The following is an 11,132-nucleotide window of genomic DNA, read 5'->3' as shown; positions in this document are numbered from 1 at the left end:
GCGTCGAGCAGGCCCGTGCGGTAGCCCTGCGCCTGCGCCGCCTGCGGGTCGAACGCGCTGAGCACCAGCTCCTTGTGCAACCCCGCCAGCACGGCCAGCACCAGCAGCAGGTTCCGGCGCGCAGGATGACTCATCGCGCTCGTCGCTCGCATGTGCACACCTCCTGCTTCTCGAAGACGTCCGCTCGCCGTTGCCGTGTTCCCGGCGCGCGGGGGCACTCCGTAACTCTACCCGGAGTGTCAAGATTCCGGCACCCGGGATTTCCTTACATCCCCATGGCGCGAACCATCCCCCGCGCGCCCGCCCGGGCCGAAAATTCCCGCAATGCGCCGCCGCGCCTCACGGCCGGTGACCCCGCAGCCGCGGCCCCAGCTGATGCCGCTCAACCGCGTACGCCTGCTCCACCCAGTCGCACAGGATCGGCCGCGTGTCCCGCGGGTCGATGAGATGCTCCACCCCGAAGGCGTGCGCCGTCCGCAGCGGCGACCGCACCGCGCCGAGCTTCGCCATCAGCTCCGCCCGCAGCGCGTCCGGGTCCTCGGCCGCCGCGAGGTCCCGTTTGTACGCCGCCTCGATCCCGCCCTCCAGCGGCAGCGAACCCCAGTCCGCGCTCGGCCACGCGTACCGCAGGTTCAGCCCCGCGGTGTTCGCGTGGCCCGCCCCCGCGACCCCGTACACCCGCCGCAAGATGACCGTCACCCACGGCACCTTCGCCTGGAAGACCGCCGCCAGCGCGAGCGCCCCCTTCCGGATGGTCGCCGCCTTCTCCCCCCACGTCCCGATGACGAAACCCGGCTGGTCCACCAGATTCACGCAGGGCAGGTGGAACGTGTCGCAGAGGTCGACGAATCGGGCCAGCTTCTCGCTTCCCTGCGCCGTCAGCCCGCCGCCGTAGTGATACGGGTCGTTCGCCACCACGCCCACCGGGTAGCCGTCGAGCCGCGCGAAGCCGGTCACCACGCTCTGGCCCCAGCCCGCGCCGATTTCGAAGAACGACTCCCGGTCGAACACGCTCCCGATGATCTGCCGCACCCGGTACGGCCGCCGCCGGTTCTTTGGGATGGCCCCGATCAGCCACTCATCCCGCCGCTGCGGGTCGTCGGTCGGCTCCGCACGCGCCGGCTGCTCCCACGCGTTCTGCGGCAGGTACGAAAGGAACCGCCGGATTTGGTCGAACGCCTCCTCCTCGCTCTCCGCGAGGTTGTCCACCACGCCGTTCCGCCAGTGAATCTCCCAGCCGCCGAGCTCTTCCTTCGTCACCGCCTCGCCCATCCCCGCCTCCACCACGGGCGGCCCGGCGACGAACACCTGCGACGTGCCCTTCACCATGACGCTGAAGTGCGAGGTGACCACCCGCGCGGCGCCGAGCCCCGCCACGCTCCCGAGCGCGGCCGCGACCACCGGCACCTCCGAGAGGTTCGCGATGACCGTGTCCCAGCCCGGGTTCGCCGGGATGTAGGTGTGCCCCTGTGTCCCCTGCGTGCGCACGCTCCCGCCCCCGCCGGTGCCGTCGACCAGCCGGACGATCGGCACCTTCAGCTCCCGCGCCATCCGTTCGGCGTACACCTGCTTCCCCGCGATGGCGGCGTCCGCCGCGCCGCCCCGCACGGTGAAGTCGTCGCCGCCGACGACCACCCGCCGCCCGCCGATCCGCGCCATGCCGGCCACGAAGTTCGCCGGCCGGAAGCTCACGAGGTTCCCGTCCTCGTCGTACTCCGCTTTGCCCGCGAGCGTGCCGACCTCCGCGAAGCTGCCCGGGTCGACGAGCTTCGCGATCCGCTCCCGCACCGTGAGCTTGCCGCCCGCGTGCTGCCGTTCGATGTTCTCCGGCCCGCCCATGCCGTAGGCCAGCTGCTCCCGCCGCCGGATCTCCTCCACCTCCGGCAGCCACGTCTCGTTCGACTGCGTCATCGAAGCACCCCCTGCCTGCGTCTGCCTCTGGCGCCGGATTCTACGCCCCCCGCACGGCGCACCGGCGGCTGCGCTATCATCCGCGCGCCATGGAGCTGCTCGCCGGCCTGCGCGTCTGCGCCGTCTCCCACACCCCCGCCGCCGCGTATGCGGCGTGGCTCCTCGGCCAGTTCGGCGCGGAGGTCCGCCACGTCACGGCCCTCGACCCGGAAGGCCTTGGCGCGTTCCTCGCTCCGGGCGCCGCCGTCGACCCCGACCCCCGGCTCGACCCCCGGCCCGGCGACCTCCTCATCACCGACGCGCCCGTGACGGACGCCGCCCGCGCCCGGCTCGAAGCCCTCGCCCGCGGCCACCTCGTCGCCTGGATCACCCCCTTCGGGCTCGATACCCCGTGGGAGCGCGCGCCCTCCACCTCGCTCACCCGCTACGCCGCGGGCGGCTGGATGCACCAGGTCGGCGACCCGGCCCGCGAACCGCTCGCGCCTCCCGGCGCGCAGGACCTCTTCGTCGCCGGCCTCTGGGCCGCGCTTGCAACCGTAGCCTTCGCCAGCCGCGGGCCCGGCCTCCTCGACGTGCCCGTCGCGGCCGCCCTCGCCGCTACGACCATCTACGACGCGGTCGCGTTCCAGTATTTCGGCCGCCTCCGCGGACGCGTCGCCGAACGGTACGCTCCGACCCAGCCGACCATCGTCACCCTGCCCTGCGCCGATGGCTTCATCGGCATCCACGCCGCGCTCCACGGCATGTGGGTCACCCTCGCGCAGCTCTGCGGCCACCCCGAACTCGTCGACGACCCCCGCTTCGCCTCCCCCGCCGACCGCGCCGCGAACATCCGCGACCTCGACGCGTACCTGCTCCCGTGGCTCGCCCGCCATACCCGCTGGGAGCTCTACCACCTCCTCCAGCAGCACCGCGTCTGCGCCGCCGCCCTGCCGACCGTTGACGAGGTGCTCGCATCCCCCCAGCTGGCCGCCCGGGAGGCGTGGCGCACCGCCGAAACGCCCTCGGGCCGGCGCTACCGCGTGCCCGGCCCGCCGGCCCGGGTCGTCGCCGAAGCCGGCCCCGCGCCGGAATCCGCCGGGGCCGCAGCCGGCCCGTGGCGGCCCGGCGCGCTCCGCGTCGTCGACCTCTCCATGGGCTGGGCCGGCCCGCTCGTCGGCCACGTCCTCGCCGCCCTCGGCGCCGACGTCATCAAAATCGAAAGCCACACCCACTTCGACTGGTGGCGCGGCTCCCGCCCGCCCGGCGACGACCCCGGGCTCGAACTCCACGAACGCTCCCACGTCTTCAACGCCGTCAACCGCGGCAAGCGCGGGATCACGCTCGACCTCGCTCACCCGACGGGCCGTGACCTTGCCCTCGAACTCATCAGCTCCGCCGACGTCGTCATCGAGAACTTCGCCGCCGGCGTCCTCGAACGGCTCGGCCTCGGCTGGGAGGTGCTCGCTGCGCGCAACCCCCGCCTCGTCATGCTCCGGCAGCCCGCCTTCGGCTCCACCGGCCCCGAAGCCGGCTACGTCGGCTTCGGCAACACCATCGAAGGCATGTCCGGGCTCTCCAGCCTCGTCGGCTACGAAGGGGGCCCGCCCACCATGCTCGCGAACGCCTGCGGCGACCCGGTCTCCGGCCTCATCGGCTCCCTTGCCGTCCTCTCCGCCCTCCGTGCCCGCGAGCACGACGGCCGCGGCCGCCTGCTCGAATGCGCCCAGCTCGAAGGCTTCCTGCCCCTCGTCTCCGAAGCGCTCATCGAGTTCCAGCGCACCGGCGAACTCCCCCGCCGCCGCGGCAACCGCCGCCCCGGGCACACCCCCTCCGGCGTCTACCCCGCCGCCGGCGACGACAGCTGGGTCGCCATCGAGGTCGAGACCCCGGCGCAATGGGCCGCCCTCGCGGACCTCGTCGGCGGCCCGCTCGCCGACCCCGCCCTCGCCGACGCCGCCGCCCGCGAAGCGCGCTGCGACGCCATCGATGCCGCGCTCGCGGGCTGGACGGCTGCCCGCCCCGCGGCGGAAACCGCCGAGCTCCTCCTCGCCCGCGGCGTCCCGGCCGCGCCGGTGCACACCGAAGCCGACCTCCTCACCTTCGCGCCGCTCGACGGCCCGGGCTTCTGGGTCGGCGAAGAGCGCGAGCCGGTCGGTTTCCACCTCTATCCCGCCCTCGCCATCCGCAGCGGCGGCCAGTACCTTGCTGCCCAGGGGCCGGCGCCCCGGCTCGGCGAGCACACCGCCGGGGTGCTCGCTAGCCTCGGCCTCGACGCCGCGGCCATCCGCGACCTCGAAGCGGCCGGCGTCACCGGCAGCCGCCCGGCCCTCCGCGCCCGCGCCTGACGCCGCACCGAAACCGACCGGCCCGCCCCCGCGAGGGGGACGGGCCGGTCGATGGAAACGAAACTCGGATTGCCGGGCTCAGTCCGCGACGAGGATGAGCGTCCCCGTGGTCGACAGGCTCCCGCCCGTCCCGTTCACGATGCAGGAGCGGGCATCCACCTGCTTCCCGGGCAGCCCCGTCACGCCGTCCTCGGCCGTCCGCGAGAGCTGCCGGTACGCCTCGACCAGCAGCTGCATCCCGTACATGCCCGAATGGTTGAACGACAGTCCGCCGCCGTTCGTGTTGATGGGGAACTTGCCGCCCGGCGCCGCCCGGCCGTCCTTCCAGAGCAGGAAGCCTTCGCCCCGCGGCGCGAGGCCGAGCATCTCGGCCGTGATCCCGGCGGTGATCGTGAACGAGTCGTAGATCATCGCCATCTCCATGTCCTCCGGCCCCATCCCCGCCATCCGGTAGGCCGCCGCCGCCGAGGCCGCCGCCGAGGTCGCCGTGAAGTCCTCCATCTCGAGCATGTTCGCATGGCCCATGCTCTCGCCCGCGCCGGCGATCCACACCGGCTTCGTCTTCACGCTCCGGGCAACTTCCGGGCTCGCCACCAGCACCGCCCCGCCGTAGTCGGTCACGAGGCAGCAGTGCAGCAGCGTGAGCGGCCACGCCACCACCCGCGAGTTCTGCACGTCCTCCACCGTGATCGGCCCGCCGCCCGGGTTCGTCTCCTTCGAGAACATGATCGCCCGCGGGTTCAGCATCGCCCACTGCCGCGTCACCACCGCGATGTGCGCGAAGTCCTCCGGCGTCGAACCGAACCGGTGGTTGTGCCGCGTCATCGCGTGCGCGTAGTTCGACGGGGCGCCCGAGACCCCGTAAATCTGCTGGAACTGCTGGCCCGGGTCCCACGGGTCCGGCGCGCCCCGCGGCCGTCCCGTCCCCCGGCCCCCGGTCGCCCGCGCCGACCAGCCGTTCTCGCCGTGGCTGATGAGCGCCACTTCGATGATCCCGGCGTGGATCGCCGCCAGCGCGTGGTGGACGTGCATCTCGAACGAGCACCCGCCCACCGACGTCGTGTCGATGTACTTCGGGTGCAGCCCGAGGTGCTCCGCCAGCTGGGAGGACCAGCCCGCGCTGAACACGCCGTCGATGCGCGAAATCGGGATGCCCGTTTGCTCGCTGACGTTCTTGATCGCTTCGATGTGGAGCTGGAGCGCCGTCTTCGGGGTCGCCGGGTAGCCGATCTCGTTCGCCTCCGCGGCCCCGATGATCGCCGCCGCGCGGGAAAGTTCGCCGGGCATCGCTACTCCTCCACCACGCGCCAGAACGGGATGCTCACCTCGTCGCTGGCCTGCTCGAACTCCACGCGAACCTTCGCGCCGATCCGGATGCTCTCCGGTTTCGTCGGGTCGACGCCTCGCAGCACCGTGAACATCCGGTCACCTTCCTTCAGGTCGATGTACGCCGTCACGAACGGCACCTCCTCGGCCCAGCCGCCGAACGCCCGGTGCTGGACCGCGAACGTGTGGATGCGGCCCTCGCCGCTCCCTTCCACCCACTCCAGCTCCCGCGAATGGCAGAACGGGCAGAGCAGCCGCGGGTACCAGTGCACCCGGTTGCAGGTCGTGCAGCGGGGCAGCATCAGCTTCCCCGCCTTCGCCCCCTCCCAGAACACGCGGTTCACGGGGTCGGGCTCGGGTATCGGCTTCGTATAGGCCATGGCGCGCGCGAACCTCTCCTTCGTCGCCGGGCATGGTCCGCCGCGGGGCGGCCCCGGCATGGTGCCCCGAACCTACGGACCGCCCCCGCACCGGTCAACTATCCGGACGGCCAGCCAGCGAAGCCCCCGGGTCCTACTGCCGCACCCGCGACCGCAGCGCCAGCAGCGTGAGCGTGAGCGTCACCGCCCCGATGGCGAGCACCGCCACGCCGCCCTTCGCCAGCGCCGCCGCGTCCCACCCCTCGGTCACCAGCGACCGCATCCCCAGCAGGATGTACGTGACGGGGTTCACCCGCGCCACCGCCTCCAGCCACGCCGCGAACACCTCGATCGGCGCGAACGTCGGCGCGAGGAACAGCAGCGGGAAGAAGACGATGAAGCCCGCCTGCGCTGCCTGCGGGCTCCCGGTCTTCAGCGCGATCGCTACCCCGATCCCCGAGTACGCCAGCGCGAACCCGAACGTCGCCGCCATCAGCACCGCCATCCCGGGGATGCCCGTCTTGAATTCCGACCCGTACAGCAGCGCGAGCACGATGATCGCCCCCGCGAGGATGACCGCCTTGATGGCGTCCGCCAGCATCCGCCCGAGCACGATCGCCAGCCGCGGCGTCGAGGTCAGCGCCAGCTTCTCGAAGTATCCCGACTGGATGTCTAGCGTCATCGCCAGCCCGGCGCCGCTCGCGACGCCCGCCGCGCCCTGCAGCACGGCCACCGGGAGCTGGAACCCTTTGTAGTCCGCGACCCCGAAGGCGTTCTGCGCGACCGACCCGATCGCGCCGACTGTCACGACATAAAAGAACAGCGGAATGAAGGCGTTCGGCAGCTCGTTCGCCGGCTGCTTCAGCGACTCCCGGAAGGCCCGGACCGTGAGCAGCCATGTCGCCGTGATCCCGTTCATGCGTTCCTCCCGGACGATGGCGCGGCCGGCCGCGCATCTTCGACATCGAGGTGATGCCCCGTGACCTGCAGGAAGACGTCGTCGAGCGTCGGCTGCTTGAGCACCAGGGTCTGCGTCGGCGCGCCCGCTTCGTCGAGCAGCCGCACGATCGCCGCCACCGCCGAAGCGCCGTCGTGGAGGTAGACCGCCACCTCCTGCCCGGACGTGAGCACGCGCTGCACGCCCTCGAACTGCCCGAGCACCGCCGCCGCGCGGGCCGCCGCCTCCTCCGCCTCGAACGTGAGCATGATGCTGTCGGTCCCGATGCTCGCCTTCAGCTCGCCGGGCGGCCCCTGCGCCACGATCTTTCCCTGGTCCATGATCGCGACGGTGTCCGCCAGCCGGTCCGCCTCCTCGAGGTACTGCGTCGTGAGGAAGACCGTCACGCCCTGCCCCCGGTTCAGCTCCTCGATGTACCGCCAGACGGCATCGCGCGACACCGGGTCGAGTCCCGTCGTCGGCTCATCGAGGAACACCACGCGCGGGCCGTGCACCAGCGCGCACGCGAGATCCAGCCGCCGCTTCGTCCCGCCCGAGTACCCCCGGATCGGCCGGTCGGCGACGTCCGCGAGCCCGACGACCTCGAGCAGGTGCGCGGCCCGCTCCCGCGCCTCCCTCGCCGACTGGCCGAAGAGCCGCCCCTGCAGCTCCAGCAGCTCCCGTCCCGTCTGCAGCTCGTCGAGCCCCACTTCCTGCAGCGCCACCCCGACGCGCCGGCGCACCTCCGCCGGGTTCGCCAGCACATCGACCCCTGCCACCCGCGCCGTCCCCGCCGTCGGCCGCGTCAGCGTCGCCAGCATCCGCACGGTCGTCGTCTTGCCCGACCCGTTCTGCCCGAGGAACCCGAAAATCTGCCCCTCCTCGACCCGCAGGTCGATGCCGTCGACCGCCCGGATGGTGGGTCCGAAGTGCTTCGTGAGTCCCGTCGCTTCGATCGCCAGCACATGCTCCTCCAGCGCCCGGTGAGAATGGCGCCGCACCGATCGTAGACCTCCCGGCCAAAGGGATGCGTCTGCCGCCGGTAGGCGTGCTGACACGCAGGTGTCAGCATCCCGCCGTCCGCTACAATCCCCGCGCCCCGGTCCCCCGGAAGTCCCGCCCGAGGTCGTCCCGATGCCCCGCCTCCGCCAGGTTCCCCGCGCCGAGGCTTCCCCCGAAGCCCTCGCCGCCTACCAGCGCCTCTTCGGCGACCGCGACCCCGTTGCCGAGCCCGGCACGGCCACCGGCACCCCCGGCAACTGGTGGACCGTCTTTGCGCTCGTCCCCGATGTCCTCGTCCACGCGCAGGACGGCTTCGCGCTGCTCAACAGCCGCCGCCGCGCGCTCACCCCCTACCAGCGCGAGCTCGCCCTCGTCCGCACCGGCTACCTCGGCCAGAGCCAGTTCGTCTTCTCCCAGCACTGCAAAGCCGCCCGCGCCGCCGGCATCCCGGAAGCGAAGCTCGCCGCCATCCCGGCCTGGCCGGCCGCCGACGTCTTCGATGCCGCCGACCGCGCCATCCTCGCTGCGACCGATGAGCTCGTCCTCCAGGACGGCCGCGTCCACGATGCCACCTTCGGCGCCCTCCGCGAGGTCCTCTCCGACGAAGCGATCCTCGAGCTCGTCTACGCCGTCGGCACCTACCGCATGCACGCCATGATCTGCCGCGCGCTCCGTCTCGAATACGACGACGTCGACGAGCGCATCATCGAAGTGCCGGCCCCCGGCCAGGGCGGCGCTGCCGTCGACGTCATGGGCCAGATCCAGCGCCAGTAGCCGGCGAACCTACTCCGCCCCGCCGCCCGCGGCGATGTGCGCCTGCCAGTAGTGGTTGCACTTCGCGACCACCGTGATGACGCTCTTCACCTCGTTCTTGAGCCGGAACGAGGGGTGCGCCGGCACCAGCAGCCGCTCCTCCTCGCACCGCGCATCCACGTTTTCGAGGATGATCGAAGCCGCCATCCACGCCGCCATCTTCTTCGAATGGCAGGTCACCGCCAGCCAGCCCGGCTCGCTCGCCGGCTCCGAAAACAGGCCCGTCGTCTCGTAAATCCCCCGCCGGATCTCTGCGATGGCGTCGAACTCCGGGTTCGCCGGCACCTCTGCCGGGGCCTCCACCGCGTGCAGCGCGTCCGCCTCGCCCCGGTGCGGCGGCCCGCCGTAGAGCGCGAGTTCGCAGAAGCCCTGCCACATCGCACCCCAGTCCGGCCGGCCGTCCTCCCGGTAGACGAACGGCGCCGAGCTCATGCTCGCCGCCTTCGAGGTCGGCGGCGCCACGAACCGGACCTCCCAGCCGCTGCCCGGCCCGCTCAGCTCGTCGAGCGTCGCCTCCAGCGGTCGGCCGCCCGTCACCGCCAGCGCTACCGGCGCCCCGAGGAACCCCGAAAACGACCGGCACAGCTCTTCGACGTCGATGAGGAGGTCCGAAGGGAACCCCTCGTGCACCAGCACCGCCAGCGTCGGCCGCCCGGCCTCGACGCCAGCCCCGCTTTCCATGACGCTGTTCATCGTGTCACCGTCCATGCCGAAATTCTGCAAGGATTTGCAGATGCGGTAAACTGCACCAAGATTCCGGAGGCCCCGTATGCCCCTCTACGACTACCGCTGTGACCGCTGCGGCCTCGAATTCGAAGTCTCCCGCAGCATCAAGGATTCCGACATCCCGGCCGACTGCCCCATGTGCAGCGTCCCGGCGAAGCGCCTCTTCACCCCGCCGATGATGACCTTCACCCGCGGCGCCGCGCGCGAGTCCCTCGGCACCCCGGCGCCGCCCGCCGGCGGCTCCCGCTGGTCCCACCACGGCCACAGCCACGGCCCCGGCACCCGCCCGCACTCCCACTGACCCGCCCCCCGCGCGGTAGACTCCGCGCGTGCACCCCGAACTGCGCAGCCGCCTGCTCGCCGCCTGCGGTCCCGGCCACCTCTTCGACGACCCGGACCTGCGCTCCTCCTACGAAACCGACTGGACCCGCCGTTTCTCCGGAAAGGCGGTCTTCGTGGCTCGCCCGCCCGATACCGCGGGCGTCGCGGCGGTCGTCGCCGCCTGCCGCGAGTTCGGCGTCCCGCTCGTGCCCCAGGGCGGCAACACCGGGCTCGTCGGCGGCAGCATCCCCCGCGCCGGCGAAGCCGTCCTCAGCCTCCGCCGGCTCGACCGCATCGAAGACTTCGACCCCATCGCGGGCGAAGTCACCGCCGGCGCCGGGGTGACGCTCCAGGCGCTGCAGGAGTTCGTCCGCCCGCACGGCTGGGACGTCGGCGTCGACCTCGCCTCGCGCGCCTCGGCCACCATCGGCGGCATGGTCGCCACCAACGCGGGCGGCGTCCGCGTCATCCGCTACGGCCCGATGCGCCACCAGGTCATCGGCATCGAAGCCGTCCTCGCCGACGGCGCCGTCCTCGCCCGCCTGCCCGGCCTCCTCAAAGACAACACGGGCTACGACCTGCCCGGCCTCCTCGCCGGCAGCGAAGGCACCCTCGCCGTCGTCACCCGCGTCCGGCTCCGGCTCATCCCCGCCCGGCCGGCGCGGGCCGTCGCCCTCCTCGGCCTCCCCTCGCTCGCCGCCGCGCTCGAGGTGCTCGGCGCGGTCCGGCGCCGCGCGCCCGGCCTCGAAGCCGCCGAGGTCTTCTTCCCCGAAGGCCTCGACCTCGTCCTCCGCCACGCCCGCCTCGCGGCGCCCTTCCCCCGGCCCCACGCCTGCTACCTCCTCGTCGAATGCGCCGGCGCTGATGACCCCGCGCCTGCCCTTGCCGCAGCCCTCGAATCCTCCGTCGACCCGGCCTCCGTCCTCTTCGCTACCTCCCGCGCCGACCGCGACCGCCTCTGGGCCTACCGCGAACGCCACACCGAAGCGATCTCCGCCGAAGGCATCCCCCACAAGCTCGACGTCACCCTGCCCGCTTCCCGCCTCGCCGGGTTCGAAGCGCTCGTCCGCGCACGCCTCGCCGAGGCCGCGCCCGGCACCCGGCCGATCCTCTTCGGGCACGCCGGCGACGGCAATCTGCACGTCAACATCCTCGGCGCCGCCCCGGACGACGAAACGCCCGACGACGCCGTCCTCCGGCTCGTCGCCTCGCTCGGCGGCTCCATCAGCGCCGAGCACGGCATCGGCGTCGCGAAGAAACGCTGGCTCAACCTCACCCGGGGCCCGGCCGATATTCAGGCCATGCGGGCGATCAAGCGGGCGCTCGACCCGGCGGGCATCCTCAACCCCGGCGTCATCTTCGACCTCGAGGGGCTGACGCCGCCAGCCCGGCGAAGGGAGGACGGCTGAC

10 protein-coding genes are annotated in these 11,132 nt (G+C 72.6%); 4 read left to right on the top strand and 6 right to left on the bottom strand.

The window, feature by feature from the left end:
* Positions 1-339 precede the first annotated feature (339 nt).
* Entirely contained in the window at positions 340-1,911 is a 1,572-nt protein-coding gene (locus N2041_RS12050; RefSeq protein WP_297678836.1) for an acyl-CoA carboxylase subunit beta, read from the bottom strand.
* Positions 1,912-2,000: 89 nt separating this feature from the next.
* Here N2041_RS12050 and N2041_RS12045 point away from each other — a divergent pair, with 89 nt between their 5' ends.
* The gene (locus N2041_RS12045; RefSeq protein WP_297678835.1) at positions 2,001-4,238 is read left to right on the top strand and encodes a CoA transferase; all 2,238 of its coding nucleotides are present in this window, start codon (positions 2,001-2,003) and stop codon (positions 4,236-4,238) included.
* Positions 4,239-4,316: 78 nt separating this feature from the next.
* Here N2041_RS12045 and N2041_RS12040 read toward each other — a convergent pair whose 3' ends face one another.
* The 4 genes from N2041_RS12040 to N2041_RS12025 form a co-directional block, all read right to left on the bottom strand.
* Positions 4,317-5,525, bottom strand: a complete 1,209-nt coding sequence (locus tag N2041_RS12040; protein WP_270057129.1) for a hypothetical protein — start codon at positions 5,523-5,525, stop codon at positions 4,317-4,319.
* A gap of 2 nt (positions 5,526-5,527) precedes the next feature.
* Positions 5,528-5,944, bottom strand: coding sequence for a Zn-ribbon domain-containing OB-fold protein (locus tag N2041_RS12035; protein ID WP_297678834.1), 417 nt, complete (start codon positions 5,942-5,944; stop codon positions 5,528-5,530).
* A 133-nt stretch (positions 5,945-6,077) separates the two neighbouring features.
* Positions 6,078-6,842, bottom strand: coding sequence for an ABC transporter permease (locus N2041_RS12030; RefSeq protein WP_297678833.1), 765 nt, complete (start codon positions 6,840-6,842; stop codon positions 6,078-6,080).
* Positions 6,839-7,861: an ATP-binding cassette domain-containing protein gene (locus tag N2041_RS12025; RefSeq protein ID WP_297678832.1), complete on the bottom strand. Its 1,023-nt coding sequence runs from the start codon at positions 7,859-7,861 to the stop codon at positions 6,839-6,841. Before N2041_RS12025 ends, N2041_RS12030 begins: the two co-directional genes overlap by 4 nt.
* Positions 7,862-7,994: 133 nt before the next feature.
* Between N2041_RS12025 and N2041_RS12020 the strand changes: the two genes are divergently transcribed.
* The gene (locus N2041_RS12020; protein ID WP_297678831.1) at positions 7,995-8,636 is read left to right on the top strand and encodes a carboxymuconolactone decarboxylase family protein; all 642 of its coding nucleotides are present in this window, start codon (positions 7,995-7,997) and stop codon (positions 8,634-8,636) included.
* A gap of 9 nt (positions 8,637-8,645) precedes the next feature.
* Here the strand turns inward: N2041_RS12020 and N2041_RS12015 are convergent, their stop codons facing one another.
* Complete coding sequence (locus tag N2041_RS12015) at positions 8,646-9,383, bottom strand: hypothetical protein (protein ID WP_297678830.1); 738 nt, start codon at positions 9,381-9,383, stop codon at positions 8,646-8,648.
* A gap of 61 nt (positions 9,384-9,444) precedes the next feature.
* Between N2041_RS12015 and N2041_RS12010 the strand changes: the two genes are divergently transcribed.
* Both N2041_RS12010 and N2041_RS12005 read left to right on the top strand, forming a co-directional pair.
* Positions 9,445-9,702 (top strand): zinc ribbon domain-containing protein, encoded by a 258-nt coding sequence (locus tag N2041_RS12010; protein WP_297678829.1) that lies wholly within the window; start codon positions 9,445-9,447, stop codon positions 9,700-9,702.
* 28 nt (positions 9,703-9,730) lie between these two features.
* On the top strand, positions 9,731-11,131 hold the full coding sequence (locus tag N2041_RS12005; protein WP_297678828.1) for an FAD-binding oxidoreductase: 1,401 nt from the start codon (positions 9,731-9,733) through the stop codon (positions 11,129-11,131).
* Position 11,132: the final 1 nt, after the last annotated feature.

It is taken from the genome of Tepidiforma sp. (assembly GCF_026419595.1).
Classification (GTDB): domain Bacteria; phylum Chloroflexota; class Dehalococcoidia; order Tepidiformales; family Tepidiformaceae; genus Tepidiforma.
Note: the sequence above shows the minus strand (reverse complement) of the source record. Positions and strands in the feature narration are given on the sequence as shown.